Origin of the sequence: Streptomyces sp. NPDC094034, from assembly GCF_040303865.1 — a bacterium.
Taxonomy (GTDB): domain Bacteria; phylum Actinomycetota; class Actinomycetes; order Streptomycetales; family Streptomycetaceae; genus Streptomyces.
On the sequence record NZ_JBEOUD010000004.1, the window covers coordinates 252124 to 275734 of the forward strand.

General features: G+C 71.8%; 16 protein-coding genes and 1 rRNA gene. 11 read left to right on the forward strand and 6 right to left on the reverse strand.

From position 1 onward, the window contains the following. The first annotated feature begins 26 nt into the window (after positions 1–26). The 3 genes from ABTZ59_RS06625 (at position 27) to ABTZ59_RS06635 (ending at position 7377) form a co-directional block, all read left to right on the forward strand. On the forward strand, positions 27–1556 hold the full coding sequence (locus ABTZ59_RS06625) for a hypothetical protein (protein WP_351391662.1): 1530 nt from the start codon (positions 27–29) through the stop codon (positions 1554–1556). Positions 1557–1728: 172 nt separating this feature from the next. After that, positions 1729–2640, forward strand: coding sequence for a hypothetical protein (locus tag ABTZ59_RS06630; RefSeq protein ID WP_351391665.1), 912 nt, complete (start codon positions 1729–1731; stop codon positions 2638–2640). Positions 2641–2676: 36 nt separating this feature from the next. After that, positions 2677–7377, forward strand: a complete 4701-nt coding sequence (locus ABTZ59_RS06635; protein ID WP_351391668.1) for a hypothetical protein — start codon at positions 2677–2679, stop codon at positions 7375–7377. On the opposite strand, the gene ABTZ59_RS06640 is transcribed toward ABTZ59_RS06635, so the two are convergent. Continuing rightward, the gene (locus ABTZ59_RS06640) at positions 7346–7906 is read right to left on the reverse strand and encodes a hypothetical protein (protein ID WP_503002212.1); all 561 of its coding nucleotides are present in this window, start codon (positions 7904–7906) and stop codon (positions 7346–7348) included. The genes ABTZ59_RS06635 and ABTZ59_RS06640 overlap by 32 nt on opposite strands. Positions 7907–8322: 416 nt before the next feature. Here ABTZ59_RS06640 and ABTZ59_RS06645 point away from each other — a divergent pair, with 416 nt between their 5' ends. From ABTZ59_RS06645 to ABTZ59_RS06660, 4 genes are read left to right on the forward strand one after another with little or no spacing between them, the layout of a single operon-like run. After that, positions 8323–11172, forward strand: a complete 2850-nt coding sequence (locus tag ABTZ59_RS06645) for a nitrate- and nitrite sensing domain-containing protein (RefSeq protein WP_351391671.1) — start codon at positions 8323–8325, stop codon at positions 11170–11172. Then, complete coding sequence (locus tag ABTZ59_RS06650; protein WP_351391674.1) at positions 11169–11612, forward strand: roadblock/LC7 domain-containing protein; 444 nt, start codon at positions 11169–11171, stop codon at positions 11610–11612. The genes ABTZ59_RS06645 and ABTZ59_RS06650 overlap by 4 nt, the downstream gene beginning before the upstream one ends. Positions 11613–11622: 10 nt before the next feature. After that, on the forward strand, positions 11623–12018 hold the full coding sequence (locus ABTZ59_RS06655) for a DUF742 domain-containing protein (RefSeq protein ID WP_351391677.1): 396 nt from the start codon (positions 11623–11625) through the stop codon (positions 12016–12018). Next, the gene (locus ABTZ59_RS06660; RefSeq protein ID WP_351391680.1) at positions 11999–12607 is read left to right on the forward strand and encodes a GTP-binding protein; all 609 of its coding nucleotides are present in this window, start codon (positions 11999–12001) and stop codon (positions 12605–12607) included. The genes ABTZ59_RS06655 and ABTZ59_RS06660 overlap by 20 nt, the downstream gene beginning before the upstream one ends. A 9-nt stretch (positions 12608–12616) precedes the next feature. On the opposite strand, the gene ABTZ59_RS06665 is transcribed toward ABTZ59_RS06660, so the two are convergent. Together ABTZ59_RS06665 and ABTZ59_RS06670 are read right to left on the reverse strand one after the other, a co-directional pair. Then, positions 12617–13027, reverse strand: a complete 411-nt coding sequence (locus tag ABTZ59_RS06665) for an Mpo1-like protein (protein ID WP_351391683.1) — start codon at positions 13025–13027, stop codon at positions 12617–12619. Positions 13028–13152: 125 nt separating this feature from the next. Beyond that, complete coding sequence (locus ABTZ59_RS06670) at positions 13153–13959, reverse strand: M15 family metallopeptidase (protein ID WP_351391686.1); 807 nt, start codon at positions 13957–13959, stop codon at positions 13153–13155. An 81-nt stretch (positions 13960–14040) separates the two neighbouring features. Here ABTZ59_RS06670 and ABTZ59_RS06675 point away from each other — a divergent pair, with 81 nt between their 5' ends. Next, positions 14041–14601 (forward strand): NUDIX domain-containing protein, encoded by a 561-nt coding sequence (locus ABTZ59_RS06675; protein ID WP_351391689.1) that lies wholly within the window; start codon positions 14041–14043, stop codon positions 14599–14601. An 86-nt stretch (positions 14602–14687) separates the two neighbouring features. Here ABTZ59_RS06675 and ABTZ59_RS06680 read toward each other — a convergent pair whose 3' ends face one another. Continuing rightward, entirely contained in the window at positions 14688–17051 is a 2364-nt protein-coding gene (locus ABTZ59_RS06680; protein WP_351391692.1) for a glycoside hydrolase family 31 protein, read from the reverse strand. Positions 17052–17315: 264 nt separating this feature from the next. On the opposite strand from ABTZ59_RS06680, the gene ABTZ59_RS06685 reads away from it, so the two are divergent. Together ABTZ59_RS06685 and ABTZ59_RS06690 are read left to right on the forward strand one after the other, a co-directional pair. After that, positions 17316–19304, forward strand: coding sequence for an acetoacetate--CoA ligase (locus tag ABTZ59_RS06685; protein WP_351391695.1), 1989 nt, complete (start codon positions 17316–17318; stop codon positions 19302–19304). 63 nt (positions 19305–19367) lie between these two features. Then, positions 19368–20402: a DUF8829 domain-containing protein gene (locus ABTZ59_RS06690; RefSeq protein WP_351391698.1), complete on the forward strand. Its 1035-nt coding sequence runs from the start codon at positions 19368–19370 to the stop codon at positions 20400–20402. An 83-nt stretch (positions 20403–20485) separates the two neighbouring features. Here ABTZ59_RS06690 and ptsP read toward each other — a convergent pair whose 3' ends face one another. Continuing rightward, on the reverse strand, positions 20486–22156 hold the full coding sequence (ptsP, locus tag ABTZ59_RS06695) for a phosphoenolpyruvate--protein phosphotransferase (protein WP_351391701.1): 1671 nt from the start codon (positions 22154–22156) through the stop codon (positions 20486–20488). 90 nt (positions 22157–22246) lie between these two features. Then, complete coding sequence (locus ABTZ59_RS06700; RefSeq protein ID WP_351391704.1) at positions 22247–22696, reverse strand: PTS sugar transporter subunit IIA; 450 nt, start codon at positions 22694–22696, stop codon at positions 22247–22249. Between the two features lie 559 nt (positions 22697–23255). Between ABTZ59_RS06700 and ABTZ59_RS06705 the strand changes: the two genes are divergently transcribed. After that, a 16S ribosomal RNA gene (locus ABTZ59_RS06705) occupies positions 23256–23611 on the forward strand; the annotation flags it as partial.

Below are 23611 nucleotides of genomic sequence, written 5' to 3' on the forward strand. Positions count from 1 at the left end.
CAGTGCGAGGACATAATCTGTGCAGCGTGACTTCGCCTGCCTCGACGGACTTCGTGCCGCCCCAGCTCAGCGCGGGGCCGCGACCCGCACAGGGCCCGGCCGCCGACGAAGGGCTCGCGCGGCGGCTGCGCGCGCTCGCCTGCACCGCGCCACTGCACGACCTGGACACCCGCAAGGCCAATCTCGCGGGTGAGTACTCCGTGTACGCGATGGCCGAGATCGCCCTCTCGGCCATCGACCTGGTCACGCTGAACATGGACTTCGACACCGGCGCCGACCATGAGCAGATCGTGTCCAGGCTGCTGCCACGCGTCGCCGCGCAGGCGCCCCGCCGCCCGGTCGCGGAGCATGAGCGGGTCGCCCGCTGGGTGCTGGAGAATCTGATCAACGTCGGCAGCGTGGACCGCGGATTCCGCGCGGTCTACGGCACGTTCGGCACCGACGGCGTCTACACCCGCAGGGACTACGACTTCAAGCTCATCGAAGAGGTCCCGGGACACGGCGGCGGTGTCTTCCTGCGGACCACCGACGAAGCGGTCAACGTCCTGGTCGGCGCGCTCGACACGGACGTCACCAGCGCGCAGATCGCCGCCGAGGTCAAGCTCGAAGTGCTGATCAACCGCGGCAGGCTGGCCGACGCCCAACTCGCCGCGGAACAGGCCAGATACCGCACCGTGCAGTACGCGGAAACGCTCCGCAGGACCCTGGAGGCGACCCGTCGCGATGTACGCGCGGTCGACTGGCTCAACGCCGTACCGGACCTGATCGACGAAGCCCTCGACCATGTCGCCGACCGGTACCGCCACGAGAACGCGATCCTGACCAATATCCGCAAGGCACGCGACGAGGCCGAGACCGGCGCGGACCCCAGGACCGCCGAGCACAAGCGGCGCGCGGCCGAGCTGGTCGACATCGTCAAGGACTGCATCCGCCGGCACACCCAGCTCCAGTCCCGGCTGCTGGAGGCGGGCCCGCTCTTCCGCGCGGAGCAGGACCGGCAGGCCTTCGCCAGGCCCACCGCCCACGCGGGCCTCGACCTGTACGGACAGCTGCTCGCCCCGCTGCTGCCGCTCCCCGTCGAGCGCGCCACCCCCGTGACAGACGCGTTCTTCGCCCATGGCACCGGCCTGCGCACGCCCGTCTCCGTCCGCGTCGGCGACCTGATCGACCTGCTGCTGACGCCACCGGTCGAGCGGGCACACCTGGGCGCGGAGATGCCGGAACCGGACCTGATCGCGACCCCGGACGACAGCCGCTTCAGCGAAGAGCAACTGGCGAGCGCGAAGGAACTGCTCACCCTGGAGCACGACGCCCCGCGCCGCCTCTCGGGCCTGCTGGCGGAGGCACGCCGCCGCGATCCCGAACTGCCCTACCTGGTGGCCCTGCTGGCCATCCACGCGGCGAGCCCGCCGGTGGGGACGGCGTACCGGCAGGGCGAGGAGAGCCTGCTGTTCGCGGTGGACGACGGCACGCGGCTGGATGACTGGGAGTTCGGCGGGGCGGATCTGATCGTCGGCACGGTCCGCTTGGGCGCGGTGCGTTTCGGGGACGCGTGATGGTGGCCCGGGCCGGTTTCCGTACGCGGGTGACGGACCTCCGGGGCCCCGGCACCCGGACCGCGACGACGGCCCCGCACCCCCGCCGGACGGCGCGCCGCCCCGGCCCCCGGCACCAGCCGTACGAGACCGCGACCCGCACCCGCACAGCGCACCCGCACGAGGAGACACCGTGAGCGACCACCCCGCCGCGTGGGCCGAGACCGGCACCGACGCGACGGCCGAGACCGCGACGGCACCCGCGACCGCCGGCTCCGCCGGACACGTGACGCCCGCCGACGCCGCCGACGCCGCCCGCCTCGTCTCCTTCGGGCTCCAGCCCAAGCTGCTCCCCGCCCGCGACGCCGAGTACACCGAACTGCTCCGCCGCTACCGCGAAGACCCCGCCTTCGCCCGCGTCGCCGACGCCATCGCCACCGGCTTCGGCCTCGTCGTCCTGGAGGTCTCCCCCCGCGCCGGCATGGCCGTGACCGCGGGCGAGGACTCGGTGTTCGCGGTCCGGATGGGCGACTACGCCCGCCGCGCCGCCACCGACTCCGCCGACCGCTTCCTGCACGGCCTCGCCCATCTCGCCGTCGCGGCCATGGCCTTCCCCCGCCCCGCCGACCTCGCCGACGACGGATACATCGGCCGGATCACGGTCAACGGCGTCGACGCGTTCGTACGGCAGGCCTGCCGTCGGCTGGAGGAGCGTGCCGAGGAGGAGGGGGAGAACACCGACCCGTCCACCGGCGAGCCCGGACTGGAAGCGGCGTGGCGGATCTACGCGCGCCGCAGTGCCACGGGCGCGACCAAGGACGCTCGCAGGCTGGCCGGTTCCACCACCGGCATCGTCGGCAAGGCCGTCGCGTTCCTCACCGAGTCCGGTTTTCTCCAGCGCACCGGCGACGACGCCGGCGGCGCCTACCGCACCACCGCCCGCTACCAGCTCCAGGTCCGCGACATGGCGGGCCACGCGGCCATGGCCGAGCTGCTTGAGTTGGGCGTCGTCACCGTCACCGACGGCTCCGCCACCCTGCTGCCACCGCCCGAGGGCGACGATCTGGAGCTGGCCGCCGACGCCGGCCTGCCGTTCCACGCCTGAATCCGCCCAACCCCCCACCACGACGAGAGTCCCGCCATGTACGAGCTGTCCCGGGTCCGCCTCTACTCCATCGGCCCGGCCGGTGCGCGCTATGCCGACACCGTGCTCGATCTGCGCGGAGTGGGCGCGCCCGTGCCCCACCCCGCCCCTGCCCAGGCGGAGTTCTTCGAGGAGGAGCCGGTCGGCCCGCCGCGCCGCCCCGCCCCCGCGGGTGTGCTCTTCCTGGAGAACGGCGGCGGCAAGTCCGTGCTGCTCAAGCTGATCTTCTCGGTGATGCTGCCGGGACACCGCAATACGCTCGGCGGCGCCAGCTCCGGTGTGCTGCGCAAGTTCCTCCTCGCGGACGACTGCGGCCATGTCGCCTTGGAATGGCAGCACACGCTCACCGGTGAACTCGTGGTGGTCGGCAAGGCCAGTGAGTGGCGCGGCCGTCAGGTGTCCAACGATCCACGGAAGTTCGCCGAGGGCTGGTACTCCTTCCGGCCCGGCCCCGGGCTGAGCCTCGACGCGCTGCCCGTAGCGGAGTCCACCGCTGTCCGGTCGCCTGTGGAGGGTGCCTCGGGTGCCCGGGGGAGGCGGCGCACCATGAAGGGCTTCCGGGACGCCCTGACCGAGGCGGGCAAGTTCTATCCGCATCTGGACGTCCACTGGGAGGAGATCCACGACCGCTGGAACGAGCACCTCGGCGATCTGGGCCTCGACCCCGAACTCTTCCGCTACCAGCGCGAGATGAACGCCGACGAGGGCGAGGCGGCGGGGCTCTTCGCGGTCAAGAAGGACTCCGACTTCACCGATCTTCTGCTGCGGGCGGTCACCGACACCCGGGACACGGACGGGTTCGCGGATCTCGTCGGGGGGTTCGGCAACAAGCTCGGCCGCCGTGCCGAACTCACCGCGGAGCGCGACTTCACGGCCGGCTCGGTCGATCTGCTCGGCCGGATCGTCGAGGCGGCCGGCACCCGCGACCGCGCCCGCGACATCCACGCGGGCGCCGAGCGTCGCGCTCGTACGCTCGTACGGCGCCTCACGGCCCGCGCCGCCGAGGAGCGGGAGCGGGCCGCCGATCTCGCCCAGCGGGTGACCGCCGCCGCCCATACGGTGACCTCCGCCGAGCAGGAGCGCGCTCGCGGTGCGCTGATCGCGGCCGAACTGGCCTACCGGCACGCCTCGCTGGCCCTCACGGGGGCCGAGAAACGCGCCGCCGCGCAGCGGCGCGAGCTGACGGACGCCCGTACGCTGCACTCCGCCTGGCAGGCCGCCGAGGCCGTACTGCGCCACCGCGCCGCCGCCGACCGCTCCGCGCGTGTGGCCGTCGCCATCCGGGAGGCCGAGCGCGACGCCGCGCCCGCGCTGGCCGCGCGGGCCACCGCGGCGGCCGATCTCGTACGCGCGCTGGGCGCGGCCGCCGAGGACGGCGAGCGATGGGCGAACGAGGAGGAGGAGCGTTCCGCCGCGCTCCAGGAGTCGGGCGAGGCCGCCCACCGTGACGCGACCTCCGCCGCCACCGACGCACAGCGCGCCCGCAGCGAGGCCGGGCATCTGCGCCAGCGTCTCGCGGAGGTGGGACAGGAGACGGCCGAGGCGGTACGCGCGGGCTGGCTCGACGACACGGCGCCCGACGCGGATCCGGCCCGCGCCGCGCTGGCCGCGAGCGACGCGGAGAAGTCCGCGGTCGCGGGCTGGGACACCGCGCGCGAGGCCGCGCGCACCGCCGCCGACCGGGCCAGGGAGGCGGCCTCCGCCGAGTCCCGCGCCGAACTGGCCGCCGCCCGCGCCGCCGACGCCGCACAGGCCGCGGAGCACGCGTACGACGCGGAGCGCCGCGCGGCGGAGTCGATCGCCCAGGACGAACGGCTGGCCGGACTGCTCGGCCTGTCCGCGACGGCCGCGACCCCGGCCACGGTGGTCCCCGCTCCGCGCGACGGCACCGGCGACCGGGAGACGGACGCCCCGGCCGGGCGCACCTCCCGGCGTCCGGCCGAGGGGCCGCTGAGCCCCGAGGATCTCGACCGCTACGCCGACGAGCTGCGCGAACTGCTCGACCGGGGCATCGCCTCCGCCGAGCGGCAGCTCTTCGATCTGCGCACCGCCGCCGCCGACGACTCCCGTATCCTCGGCGCGCTCGGCGACGGCGGACTGTTGCCGCCCGGGCCCGACGTCCTCGCCACGGTCGAATACCTCGGGGAGCACGGCATCCCCGCCCTGCCCGGCTGGCGCTATCTGGCCCAGGCCGTCGACCCGGGCGACCACGCCGCGGTGCTGGCGGCGAGACCGGAGCTGGTCGACGGCGTCGTGATCACCGACCCGGCCTCGCACGCCCGTGCCCGCGACGCCCTCGCGGGCGCCGCCCTGCTGCCACGTTCGGCCGTCGCCGTGGGCACCGCCGCCGCGCTGCTGGCCCCCGTACCGGGCCCCGGCTCCGAAGGCCCGGGCGACAGCGGGGTGTTCTTCGTACCGCCGAACCCGGCCATGCACGATGAACACGCCGCCGACGAGGAACGCCAGGCGCTGCGCAGCCGGGCGGCGGCCCGCGACGAGGAGATCGGGGTGCTCGCGGCCCGGCTCACCGGCGACCGCTCGCTCGCCGCCCGGCTCGGCTCCTGGCGCGCCGACTGCCCGCCCGGCATGCTCCTGGAGCTGGCGGCCGCCGCCGGGGCGGCCGGGGAAACGGCCGAGACGGCCGCCGCGACCCTCGCCGAGGCCCGTACGGCCCGCGCCGAGGCGGACGAGGCCGCCGCGGACACCGCGCGGGTGCGCGACGAGCGACAGGAGGCCGCCCAGCGCGCCCGCCGCGCCGCCGACGCCCTGGCCGGTCTCGCGTTCCGGCTCCGGGAGCGCTCCGGATGGCAGGCGAAGCTGCGCGAACTGGCCGACGAAGCCGCCGAGTCCGAGGCGCGCGCTGCCGTATGCCTGGAGCGGGCGCGCGCCGCCGACGAGGACCGCAGGGCGGCGCAGCGGGCCGCCGACGACGCCCGCCGTACCGCCCGTGCCCTGCGCGCCGAACGCGCCGAGATCGCCGGCGCCCCGGAGAACATCCCCGCATCGGACGCGGACGCCCCGCGCGCCGCGCTGCCCGCCCTGCGCGAGGCCTACCGCGCCGCCTCCCAGCTCTACGAGAAGGTGGGCGTCGGCGCCGATCTGCGGGCCGAGCAGGCGCGCGCGGAGAGCGACGAGAGCGCCGCGCTCGCCGAGCTGGACCGGCTCACCAACAAGGTCCGTACCCGCGCCGCCCAGCTCCTCGAATCCACCGAAGGAGCCGACGGCCCGTCCCGGCAGGCAGCCGCCGCCCGCGCCGAGTCGCTCGTCCAGATGCTGGAGTCGCGCGCGTCCACCGCGAGCGAGCAGCTGGGCCGGTTCCGCGGCGAGGCCGAGCGGCTCGCCCCCGAGGACGGCGACGCGCACACCGAACTGCCCGCGGAGCTGGTTCCCGCCGACGCCGAGCAGGCGGGCACCCTGCTGCGTACGGCCACCACCGAACTGGCCGTACGGACCGACGCGCTGGAGACCGCGCGGGCCGCGCACGGCGAGCTGCTGTACGCGCACCGCGCCGCCGAGGACGGGGCGGGCGGCTTCGACGAGACAGCCGCCCTGCTGCGCGATCTGCTGCGCGGCGCGGCGGCCGACGAGCACGACCCGAGGCGCGGCGAGGAGGAGGCGCGGCCACCTGAGCCGTACCCCGGCACGCTGGAGGAGGCGCGGCACTCCGCGGCCGAGGCCCGCCGTTCACTGCGCGCCTGCGCGGCCGACCTCTCCGCGGCGGAAACCGGCGTACGGGAAGCCTGCGATGTGCTCGTACGGCACGCCAACGCCACCCGCTACGAACAGGTCCGCACCCCCGCCCGGCAACAGATCCGCGAACTGCCCGCGTCCGCGCTGCCCGAGCACGCCGCCGCGTGGGCCCAGGCGTTCGCGCCCCGGCTGCGCGTACTGACGGACGAGCTGGCGCAGTTGGAGCGCAACCGCGACTCGATCGTGGACCGGCTGCGCGGGCTGGTGGAGTCCGCGCTGACGACGCTCCGTTCGGCGCAGCGCCTCTCCCGGCTGCCCGAAGGGCTGGGGGAGTGGTCCGGCCAGGAGTTCCTGCGGATCCGCTTCGAGGAGCCGGACCGTACGACGCTCACCGAGCGGCTCGGCGAGGTCGTCGACGAGGCGACCCGCGCGGCCCTGAAGAAGAACTCCGATCTGCGCAGGGACGGAATGTCCCTGCTGCTGCGCGGGGTTCAGGCGGCGCTCCAGCCCAAGGGAGTCGCCGTCGAGATCCTCAAGCCCGATGCCGTACTGCGCGCCGAGCGGGTGCCGGTCGGACAGATGGGCGATGTCTTCTCCGGCGGTCAGCTGCTCACCGCCGCGATCGCCCTCTACTGCACGATGGCGGCCCTGCGCAGCAATGACAGGGGCCGTGACAAACACCGTCACGCGGGCACGCTCTTCCTCGACAATCCGATCGGCCGCGCCAACGCCACCTATCTGCTGGAACTCCAGCGCGCGGTCTCCGACGCCCTGGGGGTGCAGCTCCTCTACACCACGGGCCTGTTCGACACGACCGCGCTCGCCGAATTCCCGCTGGTCATCCGGTTGCGCAATGACGCGGATCTGCGAGCGGGGCTGAAATACATCAGCGTGGAGGAGCATCTGCGCCCCGGCCTGCCGGAGCAGGACCCGGACGGTGAGACCGTGCACGGCGAGATCACCGCGACACGGATGTTCAAACGGACGCCGGAGCCCGTCGCGGAGTAGCGGCACCGGCCGCGGGGACGCCGACTGCCTGAGCGTTGGCTGCCTGGAAGCCGGCCCCCGCCGCGCTCGTCTCCGGGGCACCGGCCGCGCCGTCGGTCGGGGCCCCGCGCCCTATGCCACCCCCTCCGCGGTCCGCGCTCCGCGCGGCCTCCCGCGCCGCGCGCCTGGCCCTGCGCCGCTCCCGGCGCAACTGACGCGCGGTGCTGCTCGGCACGGACACCACGCCGTTGCGCTGCTTCCACATCTGGCGCGTCACCCATACGTCCAGCACACCCCAGGTCGCCACCACGGTGGAGGCCACACTGCTCAACACCATCGGAAACGCCAGCCAGGAACCGGCGAGCGTACTGAGAAATGCGATCGTGGCCTGAATCAGTGTGACCGCGGCGATGATCACCGCGCGCACAGCGGCCGTTCTGACCGCGTCCGGCATGCGATACCGCTTCGCGGGCTCCTCGACCCAGAGCCCGCAGGACACCTCCGAGAGCCCCTCCGCCGACGCCGCACCACGCCGCTCATCCATCCCCATGGACCGTCACTCCCCACCCAAGTCCGTCTCAAGGGTGACTGCCCGGCTCACTCCGCTTCACGCCGGCCATGGCACCGAATGTGATACGCGAAACCGCCCGCAGTGCTCCCAACCAACCCCTGATCCCCGCACACAAGGACGAATGGGAGTGCCGGAAGATTCCCGGAACGATCGGCGAACATTGAGTTTCAGCCATCTGTTCCGGCCGGTTATCTACCGTCCCGTCTGCTCTTCGCCGCCCATGTCAAGGAAGCCAACTCGCCGAATACCAGGACAACTCATGATCAAGGTGCCAAGGGGCGGCCGAAAAACATCCGGATGTGTCTTCGAGTTGCTGGTGCGACAGTAGTAGGCTCGCGCCGTTTGTTGACGGAGAATCTTCCGCGACCGAGCGGGAGATCGAGCTGGGGGAGGCCATGCGCTTTCGCGGGAAATCCATCCGCCGGAAGATCGTGGCGCTGCTGCTCGTGCCGCTCGTCGCGCTGACCGTCCTCTGGGGACTGGCCACCACGCTCGCCGGCAGCCAGGCCAAGCAGCTCATCGACGTCAGACATGTCATCAAAACCGTCGGCAACCCCGTCGAGGAGTTGGTCGGTGTCCTCCAGAGTGAACGACGGCAGTCGCTCATCTTTCTGGCCGACCCCACGGCCGCGGACTCACTGATCGAACTCCGCGCCCGGCGCGGCGACACCGACCGGGCCCAGGCCGCGGTCGGCAAAGCCGAATCAGCGGTCCTCGACCGCATGGACGACATCTCCACCGAGCGGTACACCCGGCTCGTCGACTCCCTCGAAGGCCTCGGGCTGATGCGCCGCTCCGTGGACGAGTCCACGGTCACCCGCGAGAAGGCGCTCGCCTTCTACAACGGACTCGTCGACCCCGGCCACAACTTCCTTGCCTCTCTGTACGGACACGAGGACGTCGACGGCGACAACTGGGGCCGGGCGCTGATCGGATTCGACCGCGCACGGGAAATGCTCTCCCGCGAGGACGCGCTCGTCGCCTCCGCGCTGATCGCGCGCAGAATGACCCCCGAAGACGTCCGAGGCATCTCCGACCTGGTCGCCGGCCGCACGCTGCTCTACGAGACCAACCTCGCCGATCTGCCGCTGTCGGACCGCTCGACGCTCGAACAGTACTGGCGCACACCCGCCACGCTCGCGCTGCGCGAGGCGGAGAACCGTCTCATCGCGGCGGGCGCCACCGAGCGTCCGGAGGTCGACGCGAGTGCCTGGCAGCGGACGACGGCCTCGGTCCTTCAGGACCTGACCCGCGAGAGCGACGAGGCCACCGAGCTGTACCGGGCGCACATCGACCCCGTACGCACCGACATCTTCGTACGGGTCGGCTTCGCCGCCGCGCTCGGACTCATCGCCCTCCTCGTCTCCATCATCGTGTCCGTACGCGTCGGCCGTGATCTGATCCGCGACCTCTCCGCGCTTCGCAAGGAGGCCCACGAGGTCTCCGGCGTACGCCTGCCCAGCGTCATGCGCCGGCTCGCCGCGGGCGAACCGGTCGACGTGGAGACGGAGGCGCCGCGGCTCGACTACGAGAGGGACGAGGTCGGCCAGGTCGGCCAGGCACTCAACACGCTCCAGCGCGCCGCCGTCGAAGCGGCCGTGAAACAGGCCGACCTCCGCCGCGGTGTCTCCGAGGTGTTCGTCAACCTCGCCCGGCGCAACCAGGTCCTGCTCCACCGTCAGCTCACGCTCCTGGACACCATGGAGCGCCGTACGGAGGACACCGAGGAACTGGCCGACCTCTTCCGGCTCGACCACCTCACCACCCGTATGCGCCGGCACGCCGAGGGTCTGGTGATCCTCTCCGGAGCCGCACCCTCCCGGCAGTGGCGCAAGCCGGTCCAGCTCATGGACGTGGTGCGCGCGGCGGTCGCCGAGGTGGAGGACTACGAGCGCATCGAGGTCCGCAGGCTGCCGCGCATCGGCGTCGGCGGCCCCGCGGTCGCCGACCTCACCCATCTCATCGCCGAACTCCTGGAGAACGCCACGGTGTTCTCGCCCCCGCACACCGCGGTGCAGGTGCACGGCGAGCGGGTCGCCAACGGATTCACCCTGGAGATCCACGACCGCGGTCTCGGGATGGCCCCCGAAGTGCTGCTCGACGCGAATCTGCGGCTCGCCGAGACCCCCGAGTTCGAGCTGTCCGACACCGACCGCCTCGGGCTGTTCGTGGTCAGCCGGCTCGCCCAGCGGCAGAACGTGCGCGTCTCGCTCCAGCCCTCCCCGTACGGCGGGACCACCGCGATCGTGTTCCTGCCGGTCGCGCTGCTCACCGACGCGCCCGAGACCGAGGGCATCGGCTTCCGGCTCGACCGCAAGACCACCACCGAGCGTGGCCGCCATCGCGCCGACGGCACCGGCGGCGGCCGCCGCACCGCGCTCGCGCAGGTCCCCGCGGGACTGGGCAGCGACCCGTCCGTGCTCGACGGTCCGGTCGAACTCGAACCTCCGGTACGCGCTCTCGAAAGGGAGAGCGGACCGCTGCTCGGCGGAGGTGACGGCATCACCGATATCGACGACACGGAGAGCGAGCGCGGCGGACTGTTCCGCGCGCGGGAACATCTCCGCGACTCCAGTCTTGAGGCTCCGTACGTCGGTGACGACGCGCGCGACGCGTACGGCGGCCGGGACAGCGGCGACGCCCGTGACGGACGGCTGGGCCGTGATGACGCGCGCGGCCCCCGGGACGACACCAGGGACTTCCGCGACCGGCGCGACGGCCGCCCCGTCCAGCCGCGCGGCCGGCACGGGCATCCGCAGCGCCCGACGGACGCCACTGCGGGTCAGCCCGAGCGCCCGGTCGGACTGCCGCGCCGCAAGCCCCCGACCCTCGTCGTGGACCGCGGCCGGCGCGTGGACGAGCCGGGCCGCGCCATGCCCGCGGCGGCGCCGGATCCGGCCGCCGGCGGAACGGGCCGCACCTGGTCCGGCGTACCGGCACAGCCCACGCGCTCCTCGGCACAGGGCGGGCCGGCGTCCGACGGGCCGCCGGCCACGATCGACGGACTGCCCCGCCGGATTCGGCAGGCCAGTCTGGCACCGCAGTTGAAGGACACCGCTCAGGACCGTGGCACCGACCTCTCGCCCGCCACGGGCCAGGACGCCGAGCGGGACGCCGACGAAGTGCGCAGCCGCATGGCTTCGCTCCAGCGGGGCTGGCAGCGTGGCCGTCGGCAGAACGATGCCGAGGACTCCACCGGCCCCGGCGAGATACAAGGAACCACATCGGAGGGGGACGGTCGATGACCGCACCGAACGCCGCAGCACGCCACTCCATGGACCCCAACGCCGCCGGAGAGCTCAACTGGCTCCTCGACGAACTCGTGGACCGGGTCGCCAGCATCCGTAAAGCGGTGGTGCTCTCCGGTGACGGACTCGCCACCGGAACGTCCAAGGACCTCACGCGCGAGGACGGCGAGCACCTCGCCGCCGTCGCCTCCGGCTTCCACAGCCTCGCCAAGGGCGTGGGCCGGCACTTCGAGGCGGGCAAGGTCCGGCAGACCGTCGTGGAGCTGGACGACGCGTTCCTCTTCGTCACCGCGGCGGGCGACGGCAGCTGTCTGGCCGTCCTGTCCGACGCGGACTCCGACGTCGGGCAGGTGGCCTACGAGATGACGCTCATGGTCAAGCGGGTCGGCGTGCACCTGGGTACGGCGCCACGGACCGGCCTGCCCGCCGGAGGGTGAGCGGGCCCCGATGAGCGACGGAGATCAGGATCAGCAGCACTGGTTCGACGGCGAAGCCGGACCGGTAGTACGCCCGTACGCGATGACGCGCGGCCGCACCAGCAGCACGACGCGCCACCGGCTCGACCTGATCGCGCTCGTCGTCTGCGAACCTGCGGCCGGTGACCCCGGCCGGGACCAGACGCTCTCCCCCGAGCACGTGGAGATCGTCGAACGCTGCTTCACCAGCCCCCAGTCGATCGCCGAGCTGGCCGCGGGCCTTGACCTCCCCGTCGGGGTGGTCAGGGTCCTCGTCGGCGATCTGGTGGAGGACGAGATCGTGCATGTAACCCGTCCCGTTCCGCCGGCCGAACTACCGGACGTGAACATTCTCCGCGAGGTGATCAATGGTCTTCGGGCGCTCTAGCCACAGGCAGCGTCCGGCCGAACCGGTGACGCTGAAGATCCTGGTCGCCGGGGGCTTCGGAGTGGGCAAGACCACTCTCGTGGGCGCGGTCAGCGAGATCAGACCGCTCCGTACCGAAGAGGTGCTGAGCGAGGCCGGCCGGCCCGTCGACGACGTCGAAGGGGTCGCGGGCAAGACGACCACCACGGTCGCCATGGACTTCGGCCGGATCACCCTCCGCGACGACCTGGTGCTGTATGTCTTCGGTACCCCGGGCCAGGATCGCTTCTGGTTCCTCTGGGACGAGCTGGCCCAGGGCGCCCTGGGCGCCGTCGTGCTGGCCGACACCCGCCGCCTCGCGGACTCCTTCGCCGCCGTCGACTACTTCGAACGGCGCGGCATCCCGTTCACCGTCGCCGTCAACTGCTTCGAGGGCGCGGACCGCTTCCCGAGCGAGACCGTACGGTCGGCACTCGACCTCGACCCGGAGGTCCCGCTGGTGATGTGCGACGCGCGCGAACGCGAGTCCGTCAAGGAAGTGCTGGTGGCGGTCGTCGAGCACGCCATGACGCTGGCCGCGCGGCAGCGCGAGCACGCGGCCACGACCTGACCCGGCGCGTCAGGGGCGGTTCGCGGCCAGCCATTTGGCGGCGGTCTCCGCCAGCTCCCGGTCGCGGCCCGCCAGCATCATCCGGATCATCCGCGCGTCCCCGCGCAGCGACCAGGCCGGATGGCCGAAGGTGGCGGGGTTGTTCCCCTCGATGAGGAAGTGGGCGGGCCAGGCCGTCCCGTACCCGATCAGCGGCAGGGCCGCCACGTACCGCTTCCGTCCGCGCGCCAGACCGTACGCACTGACCGCGAGGCCGGTGAGCGTGCCGGTGAGATGGAGCCAGCGCGTCGCCGCCTTGGAGTGCATGGCGACGTAGTAGGGCCAGAACTCCTCGTACGAATCGAACGTCCGCGGCTCGACCGGCTGTCGCTCGTTCGTCTGCCGCTCGCTCGTCCGATGCTCATAGGTTCGCTGCGCCATAGGGGCACCGTAATGGCTTTCCCGCGAACCGGAAACGGGTTCGGCGCGTCCCACCAGGAGATGGCCGGCCGGAGCCCGCGGGGGTGGCCCCGGCCGGCCGTCGTGGATCCGTACCGCCGCCGCTCTCAGCTCCCGGTCACCGAACGCCACGCCACCGGGAAGTCGAAGTAGCTGTCCGGGAAGATCTCCGGCTTGTGTGTGAAGTGCCACCACTCCTCGGGCAGATTGGTGAACCCGACACCGGCCAGCGTCGACTTCAGAAGCCGCCGGTTCGCCCGCTGCTCGCCCTGGACGCGCGGATCGTCGGTGTGCGCGAGCGTGTCGAAACAGTCGAAGCCGGTCCCCATGTCGACGGAGTTGTCGGGGAACCGCGCGGCCTTGGGCCCGTAGCAGGGAGTGAGCTTCTCGCCCGGCAGGTACGGCCGCGTCGGCAGGGCCGGCAGCTTGACGAGCGTCAGATCGACGGTGCTGCCCCGGCTGTGTCCTGACTTCTCCGCGATGTAACCGTCCGCGAACAGCCGCGACTTGTCGACCCGCGGATAGAACTCCGGCTTCATGCGCTCGTCCTGGAGGTCCTCGGCCCACCGCACGAAGTGATCGACGGCCCGCTGCGGCCGGTAGCAGTCGTACACCTTCAGCGAGTAGCCCTGCCGCAGCAGCTTCGCCTGCGCGGCGCGCAGCGCCTCGGCGGTGGGGCGGGTGACGAGACAGACCGGCTGCCGGTAGCCGTCCACGGGCTCGCCCACGAAGTTGTGCGGCGTCAGGTAGCGCATTTCCTGGATGATCGTCGGCGCGACCGTGCGCAGGGCCACGAACTCCCTCGGCGCCACCGGCTCGGGCGTGGCCCGCGCGCCGGGTGCGGTGGCGGCGACCGTCAGCAGGGCGGCGGCGGAGGCGGCCAGGACGCGGAGTGCGGATATGAGACGTGTCATGGGCACCTTCGTCTATCAGCTCCGGCGACCGCAGGGAAGAGCGATCGGATACGGTCCGCGCGTGTCCGGTACAGTCCGCGCGTGTCCGAGTCCCAGAAGAAGCCCGCGGTGCCGCGTTCGCACTGCGGCAGCTGCGGAACGCCGTACCCGCCGGGAGCCCGCTGGCCCCGTACGTGCCCGGCCTGCGGTGCCACCGCCTATCTCAACCCGCTGCCCGTCGCCGTCGCGCTCCTGCCGGTGACCGACGAGAAGGGCACCGCGCTCGTCGTCATCACCCGCACCATCGAGCCCGCGTACGGAGGTCTCGCCCTCCCCGGCGGTTTCATCGACCACGGCGAGGACTGGCGGCACGCCGTCGTACGGGAGCTGAGGGAGGAGACCGGCATCGAGGCGGCGGCGCACGACGTACGGCTCGCCGACGCGCTCAGCTCTCCGGACGGCCATCTGCTGCTCTTCGGACTGCTTCCCGGGCTCCCGGCGGACCGGCTGCCACCCTCGGTCCCGACCGAGGAGACCGCGGGCTGGCAACTGCTGCGCGGCCCGGCCGAGCTGGCGTTCCCGCTGCACACGGACGCCGTACGGGCGTGGTTCGCGGGCCGCTACGGGACGGAGGGCACGGAGGACACGGAAGTACGTTCCTGAGCGCCGCACGTCACGGCCGACCGATCCGGTCCCCGCCCGCGAGCCCGCCTACCAGCCCCGCCCACAGGTCTCGCCAGTGGCCCGGCTCACCGTCCGCGCACCCGGACCGCCCACTCCGGCTCCACCGTGCCCCCGTCCGTCACCCGCGCCACCCGGACCTCGCCGTTCACCAGCCGCGAGGTGTAGCGCTCCACCTCCGCCTCCGCCTCCCCCGGCCCGTCGCCCGGGTCCCGTACCACCAGACCACCCCCCGAGCGCCCCGCGGCGGGCGCCCACACCTCCAGTTCCGGCCGGCCGTCCTCGCCCCGCACCGGAATCACCGAGCCCGCCCGCGCCAGGACGGGGATACGCGAGCGGGGCGCGTCCAGCAGCACCTGGCCGGGGCCCTCGTACGACTTCTCCGTGACCGTGTCGTACCACCGGCCGCGCGGCAGGCGCACCGTCCGCCGGTCCGTACCGCGTTCCAGCACGGGCGCCACCAACAGCGCGTCGCCGAGCAGGAACTCGTCCTCGCAGTTGCGCAGCGCCCGGTCCTCCGGCGCGCCCCACCACACAGGACGGACGTACGGCGCCCCGGTGAGCCGGGCCAGCTGAGCCAGCGTCACGAAGTACGGCCGCAGCCGCTCCCGCTCGTCCAGCGCGGCCCGTGCGTGTTCGAGTACCTCGGGGCCGAACTCCCACGGCTCCCTGCGCCCCGCGTCGATCGCCGCATGGGTACGGAACAGCGGCAGATACGCACCCAGCTGGAACCAGCGCAGATACAGCTCGGGGCCCGGACTCCCGTCGAAACCGCCCACGTCCGGACCCGAGTACGGCACGCCGCACAGCCCGAGACCCAGGACCAGCGAGAGCGACGCCCGCAACCCCGGCCAGCCGGTCGACACATCGCCTGACCACGTGCCGCCGTACCGCTGCATCCCGGCCCAGCCGGAGCGCGAGAAGAGAAAGGGCCGCTCGTCCGGCCGCAGTCGTCGCAGCCCTTCATAACCGGCGCGCGCCATGGTGAGTCCATACACATTGTGGGCCTCGCGGTGGTCTCCGCCCCTACCCTCCAGCTGATGCCTGGCCGAGCGCGGCAGGGTCGTGTCGCCGAACGGCGCGAAAGACACCGGCTCGTTCATGTCGTGCCACACCCCGGCGAACCCCTGCGCCAGCCGCTCCGCGTAGAGCCCGCCCCACCAGTCACGCACCGCCGGATCCGTGAAGTCCGGATACACGCACTCGCCGGGCCAGACGACCCCGCGCACCTCGTGCCCGCGCCCGTCCCGTACGAACGCGCCGGCCGGACCGACCGCGCGCCCGCTCTCGTACACCCCGTTTCCGTGCTCCGCCTTCACGGCCGGATCGACGATCGAGACCAGCCGGACCCCGTCCGCGCGCAACTTCTCGGCCAGACCGGGCAGATCGGGGAAGTGTTCGCGGTCCACGGTGAAAACCTGATGCGCGTCGTAGTGATCGATGTCGAGATGGAGCGCGGACAGCGGCAGCCCGCGCTCCCGGTACCCCGCGACCACTCGCCGCACCTCCCGCGCGCTGCCGAACCCCCAGCGCGCGTGCTGCGGCCCCAGCGCCCACGAAGGGGGAGGTACGGGCGCTCCGCTCAGCGCCGTCCAGCTGTGCAGCACCCGCGCGGGTGTACCGGTCACCACCCAGCAGCGCAGCGGCCCGCCGTCCATCCGCAACTCGCTCGTGCCCGGCCGGTCGTGCCCGGAGCCCGCGCCCTCCTCGCCTTCATGGAGGATGACCCGGCCGTCCCAGGAGTTGTCGTGGAACGCCAGATGCGTTCCGGCGTCGGCGACCACCAGCTGTACGGGCATCGTCACGTACAACGGGTCGTCGTCGGGGCCGAACGCGCTGCCCGGATCGGTGTTCCACAGCCGGTACGTGCCGTCCCTCAACCGGGGTCCGGAACCGCGCCCGCCCAGGCCGAAGAAGCGCGCGTCGGCGGACACCTCGGTCCGCTGCACCCAGCGCGCGGTCCCGCCCGCGACCGGCTCCCACCAGCGCGGCGGCAGCTCCCGGCGCAGCACGACACCACCCGGCGTACGGACCTCGATCCCGCCGTTGCGCGAGACCGCGACCGTCACCCGCTCCGACACGACCCGCCAGCCGCCGTCCGTGTCGGGTTCGAGCCCCGCCCGCGGATCCGGCTCCGGCGGCTCGTCGGCGAGCGCGTACGAGGGCAGCGGCTCCGCGCCGTCCCATCCCCAGAAGACGGCGCCGCCCACCATGACGCACACATGCAGCTCCGCGCGCGCGAACCGTACGGTGCCCCCACCGGGCAGTGGCTCGGCGCCCGTGACCGGCCCAGGCACCCGGGCCCGCTCGGGACCGCGTGGCGCCAGCTCCCTGGCATCCGTCCGCCGATGGCGCCAGGCCGACCGCACCGTGCGCAGCCCCCGCACCGAACCGAACAATTTTATCGAACGCACCAGTTCACGACCGTCCATGCTGCTCAGCCTGCCATCCGTCCGAAGCCTCGGATGCTCCGTTCAACTCCCGTTCACCTGTGGTGGGGGCACATATCTGCCTGGCAGACCATAGGGGAGCAACCCTGGTGTGAAAGACGATCACATGGCATTGTCCGTCTCGGTCGCATGCACGCGCACACCCCGCACATGCGCGCGGCCGACGCACACCAGCGTCGAGCACACCCAGCGTCGAGTGCACCAGCGTCGATCATCTCAGCGCCGAGTCAGCCCGGGAGCCGCACCATGACCGCAGCAGCAAGCCCCGCCCCCCTCTGGCAGCCGGGCCCCGACCGCATCGCCGCCGCCCGGATCACCCGCTTCCAGACCTGGGCCGCCGACCGGTACGGCGCCCCGGCAGAGGGCGGCTACGCCGCGCTGCACCGCTGGTCCGTCGATGAGCTCGACACCTTCTGGGCCGCCGTCGCCGACTGGTTCGACGTACGGTTCACCACCCCGTACCAGAAGGTCCTGGGGGACCGCACCATGCCCGGCGCCCAGTGGTTCCCCGGCGCCACCCTGAACTACGCGGAACACGCACTCCGTACCGCCGAGGACCCGGCACGCGCCCATGACCCGGCGCTCCTCCATGTCGATGAGACACACGAGGTGACTCAGGTCAGCTGGACCGAGCTGCGCCGCCAGGTGGTGGTACTCGCCGAGGAGCTGCGCGCCCTCGGCGTACGCCCCGGAGACCGTGTCAGCGGCTACCTCCCCAATATCCCGCAGGCCGTCACCGCACTGCTCGCCACCGCGGCTGTCGGCGGCGTCTGGACCTCCTGCGCCCCCGACTTCGGCGCCCGCAGCGTGCTGGACCGCTTCCAGCAGGTCGAACCCGTCGTCCTGTTCGCCGTCGACGGCTACCGCTACGGCGGAAAGGAGCACGACCGCACGGAGACCGTCGCCGAACTCCGGCGCGAACTGCCCACCCTGCGCGCCGTGGTGCATGTCCCGCTCCTCGGCACCCCCGCCCCCCAAGGCGCCCTGGAATGGGCGGACCTCACCGCCGGCACCGCGGCCGAAGCCACCCGGCCCGTCTTCGAACCGGTCCCCTTCGACCACCCCCTGTGGGTCCTCTACTCCTCCGGCACCACCGGTCTGCCCAAGGCGATCGTCCAGTCCCAGGGCGGAATCCTCCTGGAGCACTTCAAGCAGATCGGCCTGCACTGCGACCTCGGTCCCGACGACCGGTTCTTCTGGTACACCTCCACCGGCTGGATGATGTGGAACTTCCTCATCTCCGGTCTGCTCACCGGCACCACGATCGTGCTGTACGACGGCAGCCCCGGCTTCCCCGCCGTCGACGCCCAGTGGGCCATCGCGGAACGCACCGGCGCCACCCTCTTCGGCACCTCGGCGGCCTACGTCATGGCGTGCCGCAAGGCGGAGGCGCACCCGGGACGCGACCACGACCTCTCCCGCGTGAAGTGCGTCGCCACCACCGGTTCACCCCTGCCGCCCGACGGATTCCGCTGGCTCCACGACGAGGTGGCCGAAGACCTGTGGATCGCCTCCGTCAGCGGCGGCACCGACGTGTGCAGCTGCTTCGCGGGCGCCGTACCCACCCTCCCCGTCCATATCGGCGAACTCCAGGCCGCCTGTCTGGGGACGGACCTCCAGGCATGGGACCCGCAGGGCAGAGCCGTCATCGGCGAGGTCGGCGAACTCGTCGTCACCAACCCCATGCCGTCCATGCCGATCCGCTTCTGGAACGACCCCGACGGCAGCCGCTACCACGACAGCTACTTCGAGATGTATCCCGGCGTCTGGCGCCACGGCGACTGGATCACCCTCACCGACCGGGGCTCGGTCATCATCCACGGCCGCTCCGACTCCACCCTGAACCGGCAGGGCGTCCGCATGGGCTCCGCCGACATCTACGAAGCCGTCGAACGCCTCCCCGAGATCCGCGAATCCCTCGTCATCGGCCTGGAGGAGCCGGACGGCGGCTACTGGATGCCGCTCTTCGTCCATCTCGCCCCGGGCGCCGTCCTCGACGACACGCTCCGTGCCCGCGTCAAGGCGACGATCCGCGAACAGCTCTCGCCACGCCATGTGCCGGACGAGATCATCGAAGTCCCCGGAATCCCGCACACCCTGACCGGCAAGCGCATCGAAGTCCCGGTCAAACGCCTCCTCCAGGGCGCGGCGCTCGACAAGGCGGTCAACGCGGGGTCGGTGGACAACCTGGAACTCCTCCGCTTCTACGAGAACCTCGCCCGCGAGCGCCACTGACCGCGTTGTCAGACCCCATGGTTACGCTGAGTGAGCAATGATCAACCGTGCTCAGGGGGAGCCATGGCGCACACCGACCACAGCGACCGGACACCACAGCGGACACCACACGGGACGCTCAGAACCGCGCGGCGCGGACTGCGCCGCGAAGTCCCCAGCACCGTCGGCCTGCTGGCCGACGAGCAGGACTTCACCGCGATGCGGCGCTACCGCACCTTCACCTTCGACGACCACGCCGCCTATCTGCGAGGGATCGACGGACTGCTGAAATCCCTGGCGTCCCAGGGCGTCCACACCACCGTCGCCCTCTTCGACCCGGAGGAGTACGCCGAGTACTGCGCGGAATCGGGCCTCGACCCCGACACCGCTGACAGCCGCGGCCGCTTCACGGCCCGCATCCCCGGAAGCGGCGCCGCCATCGCCTACACCGGCCAGCCCATCGACAGCCTCGTCCCACAGCTCATCAGCACCGCGGTCCGCAGGGCCACCTGGGAGTACGCGACCACACTCCTCGCCGATCTCGGCGAGTGCGCCGACTGCGGGCAGGACATCGGGCGCGCGGCCTTCGACCGCGCCTCCCACCTGCTGCTCCGGCTACTCGAAGGAGCCGGCTCCGGCAGGCACCACCTCGTTTGCAGCGTCCCCGCCGTCGACGAGCGACTCCTCGCCGTCCTGCGCACCGAGCGCCCCGACAGCAGCCCCGACGACCCGGACACCAGCCCCGACGACCCGGACACCAGCCCCGACGCCCCGGACAACAGCTCCGAAGACAGCCCCGCCACCAACCCCAGGGGCCCTGGTGGCGCGCCCACCCGGCTCGACTCGTCCCAAGCCACCGAATTCGTGACCGTGCTGGCCGTCGGTATCGCCCTGGAGAGCGCCGGGGGAGTGGTGCTCCGTACGACCCGAGCCGACGACCCCGACCGGCTCCACGGCTGGCGCCTCCAGCGCGGCAGCCTCGTTCCGCTCACCGCCGGCGAGGTCTTCAGCGCCTACTGCACCGACGCGGAGACCGGAGAGCCGGTCTCTCCCGAATCCGGCGTGGAGTACTGCCCCGGATTCGACCTCGGCCCGGACGACACCGGGACCCATCACTGAACGGAGCCCACGACAGAGGGGCTTCCCGCCCTGCGCGGCGGGAAGCCCCTCCAGAACCCCGACCGGAATCCGGCCGTCTCGGCTCACTCTCCGGACAGCACCGCCAGCGCGGCCTTCCGCGCACCCTCGGCGGTGTCCGCGGCACGCGCGGCCGCGGCGGCACGCTCACACTGCGCCAGCGTGTGCTTCGCCAGAGTCGACCGTACGTACGGGATCGATGCCGCGCCCATCGACAGCGACGTCACACCCAGCCCGGTCAGCACACACGCGAGCAGCGGATCGGCGGCGGCCTCACCGCACACCCCACAGCTCTTGCCCTCGGCCTTGGCGCTCTCGGCCGACAGCGCCACCAGATCCAGCAGCGCCGGCTGCCACGGATCCTGGAGCCGGGACACCGCACCCACCTGCCGGTCGGCCGCGAAGGTGTACTGCGCCAGGTCATTGGTCCCCAGCGAAAGGAACTCGACCTCCTGAAGAATCGAGCGCGCCCGCAGAGCCGCCGACGGAATCTCCACCATGGCGCCGAACTTCGCGTGCAGCCCCGCCTCGCGACAGGCGTCCGCGAAGGCCTTCGCGTCCGTGCGGTCGGCCACCATCGGCGCCATGACCTCCAGATACACGGGCAGACCCTCGGCCGCCTTCGACAGCGCGGTCAGCTGCGTCCGCAGCACATCCGGATGATCCAGCAGACTCCGCAGACCACGCACACCGAGCGCCGGATTCGGCTCGTCGGCGGGCGTCAGGAAGTCCAGCGGCTTGTCCGCGCCGGCGTCCAGCACCCGCACGACGACCCGGCCCTCGGGGAACGCCTCAAGCACCGCGCGATACGCGGCGATCTGCTTCTCCTCCGACGGGGCCCGCTTGCTGTCGTCCAGGAACAGGAATTCCGTACGGAACAGCCCGACGCCCTCCGCACCCGCCTCGACGGCCGCCGGCACATCGGCGGGCCCGCCGACATTCGCGAGCAGCGGCACCTTGTGACCGTCCGACGTCGCACCCGGCCCGGTGGAGGCGGACAGCGCGGCCTTCCGCGCGGCGGCAGCCGCCTCAAGCTCGGCCCGCTTCTCGGCACTGGGCTCGACAAAGATCTCGCCCGTGCTGCCGTCCACCGCGATCACGGTGCCTTCGGCCAGCTCACCGGCGCCCGGCAGCGCGACAACGGCGGGCACCCCGAGCGCACGTGCCAGAATCGCGCTGTGACTCGTCGGCCCGCCCTCCTCGGTCACAAAGCCGAGAACCAACGTCGGGTCGAGCAACGCCGTATCGGCCGGCGCGAGATCACGCGCGATCAGTACATACGGCTCGTCACTGTCCGGTACGCCCGGCATCGGAACGCCCAGCAGCCGGGCGACGATACGATTCCGCACATCGTCCAGGTCCGCGACCCGCCCGGCCAGATACTCCCCGGCACCTGCGAGCAGCGCGCGATACGAGGCGAACGCGTCGTACACCCCGCGCTCGGCCGTGCTCCCGACGGCGATCCGCCGCTCCACATCGGCCATCAGCTCCGGGTCCTGCGCCATCAGCGCCTGGGCCTCAAGCACGGCCTGCGCCTCGCCGCCGGCCAGATTGCCGCGGGCGATCAGATCGGCCGACACCGCCTCGACGGCCTGGTGAGCACGCCCCTGTTCGCGCTCCGCGTCCTCCGCCGGGATCGACGTGGCCGGGGGCTCCAGCATCGCGGTCCCCATGTGCCGGACCTCGCCGATCGCCACTCCGTGGCTGACCCCGACGCCTCGCAGCGTTGTCTCCATTTCACCCGTCTCCGGTTATGCGGCGACCCGGTCGCCGCGCTGGATGTACGACGAGCGCACCGCGCCCGTCCCTGACATACGTCGACGGCGTCACTGCCAGCCGAAAAGCGCGTCGCCGGTCTTCACATCGCCGTCCTCGCGGAGACCGGAGAGGGAATCGGCGGTGGCCTCCAGCGCCACGACGGGACAGATGGGCGACTTGCCGGCCTCTTCCACGGTGGAGGGGTTCCAGCGCACCATGGCCTGTCCGCGCGTGACCGTGTCGCCCTTGTTGACGAGCAGCTCGAAGCCCTCGCCATTGAGCTGCACGGTGTCGATACCGAGGTGCGTCAGCACTCCGTGCCCGTCGGAGTCGACCACGACGAAGGCGTGCGGATGCAGGGAGACCACCACGCCATCCACCGGGGAAACGGCCTCGCCCGGCTCCCGTACGGGATCGATGGCCATCCCTGGCCCCACCATCGCACCGGCGAACACCGGGTCGGGTACAGCGGGCAATCCGATGGCGCGTCCGGCGAGCGGGGCCGTCACGGTGGTCATGGGAGCCTCCAGGGGCGGAGAAAAAGTACGGGCCGTCGTCACCGTCCGTGAGGGGGCGACGTGCTGTTCAGAAGGGTAAGTCATAGGAAGTGACGGTTCCGCGTGAGTGCTGTGGGTTGACGGGCCATGGGGCCACCGAAACCGATTTGCCTGCGTCGGCCGACCGCATGTACTGTCGTACTCCTGCCTGACCCCAACGCGACTTTGAGTCGGGGGTCGGCAGCATCTATCAAGCCTCGATCGCAACCCGGAATCCGCTTTAGCATGCCCGCGGAACGAGTGGTCGGGAAGAGCGAAAAGGCCTGATAGAGTTTGAAACACGAAATGCCGAAGGGAAAAGCCCGGAGGGACCGGAAACGGGACCAAAGGAAGCGTCCGTTCCTTGAGAACTCAACAGCGTGCCAAAAGTCAACGCCAGATATGTTGATACCCCGACCTGCCGGATGACCGGTGGGTTGAGGTTCCTTTGTAGTAAACACAGCGAGGACGCTGTGAACGGTCGGGACTATTCCTCCTGACTGTTCCGCTCTCGTGGTGTCAGCCGGATTACCGGCATACATTCACGGAGAGTTTGATCCTGGCTCAGGACGAACGCTGGCGGCGTGCTTAACACATGCAAGTCGAACGATGAAGCCTTTCGGGGTGGATTAGTGGCGAACGGGTGAGTAACACGTGGGCAATCTGCCCTTCACTCTGGGACAAGCCCTGGAAACGGGGTCTAATACCGGATAATACTTCTGCCTGCATGGGCGGGGGTTGAAAGCTCCGGCGGTGAAGGATGAGCCCGCGGCCTATCAGCTTGTTGGTGGGGTGATGGCCTACCAAGGCGACGACGGGTAGCCGGCCTGAGAGGGCGACCGGCCACACTGGGACTGAGACACGGCCCAGACTCCTACGGGAGGCAGCAGTGGGGAA

What these genes read in the sequence shown, in the direction of transcription:
- ABTZ59_RS06635 (WP_351391668.1), top strand. Translation starts at nt 2,677, where the DNA reads ATGTACGAGCTGTCCCGGGTCCGCCTCTACTCCATCGGCCCGGCCGGT.
- ABTZ59_RS06640 (WP_503002212.1), bottom strand. Translation starts at nt 7,906, where the DNA reads ATGGGGATGGATGAGCGGCGTGGTGCGGCGTCGGCGGAGGGGCTCTCG.
- ABTZ59_RS06645 (WP_351391671.1), top strand. Translation starts at nt 8,323, where the DNA reads ATGCGCTTTCGCGGGAAATCCATCCGCCGGAAGATCGTGGCGCTGCTG.
- ABTZ59_RS06650 (WP_351391674.1), top strand. Translation starts at nt 11,169, where the DNA reads ATGACCGCACCGAACGCCGCAGCACGCCACTCCATGGACCCCAACGCC.
- ABTZ59_RS06655 (WP_351391677.1), top strand. Translation starts at nt 11,623, where the DNA reads ATGAGCGACGGAGATCAGGATCAGCAGCACTGGTTCGACGGCGAAGCC.
- ABTZ59_RS06660 (WP_351391680.1), top strand. Translation starts at nt 11,999, where the DNA reads ATGGTCTTCGGGCGCTCTAGCCACAGGCAGCGTCCGGCCGAACCGGTG.
- ABTZ59_RS06665 (WP_351391683.1), bottom strand. Translation starts at nt 13,027, where the DNA reads ATGGCGCAGCGAACCTATGAGCATCGGACGAGCGAGCGGCAGACGAAC.
- ABTZ59_RS06670 (WP_351391686.1), bottom strand. Translation starts at nt 13,959, where the DNA reads ATGACACGTCTCATATCCGCACTCCGCGTCCTGGCCGCCTCCGCCGCC.
- ABTZ59_RS06680 (WP_351391692.1), bottom strand. Translation starts at nt 17,051, where the DNA reads ATGGACGGTCGTGAACTGGTGCGTTCGATAAAATTGTTCGGTTCGGTG.
- ABTZ59_RS06685 (WP_351391695.1), top strand. Translation starts at nt 17,316, where the DNA reads ATGACCGCAGCAGCAAGCCCCGCCCCCCTCTGGCAGCCGGGCCCCGAC.
- ABTZ59_RS06690 (WP_351391698.1), top strand. Translation starts at nt 19,368, where the DNA reads ATGGCGCACACCGACCACAGCGACCGGACACCACAGCGGACACCACAC.
- ptsP (WP_351391701.1), bottom strand. Translation starts at nt 22,156, where the DNA reads ATGGAGACAACGCTGCGAGGCGTCGGGGTCAGCCACGGAGTGGCGATC.
- ABTZ59_RS06700 (WP_351391704.1), bottom strand. Translation starts at nt 22,696, where the DNA reads ATGACCACCGTGACGGCCCCGCTCGCCGGACGCGCCATCGGATTGCCC.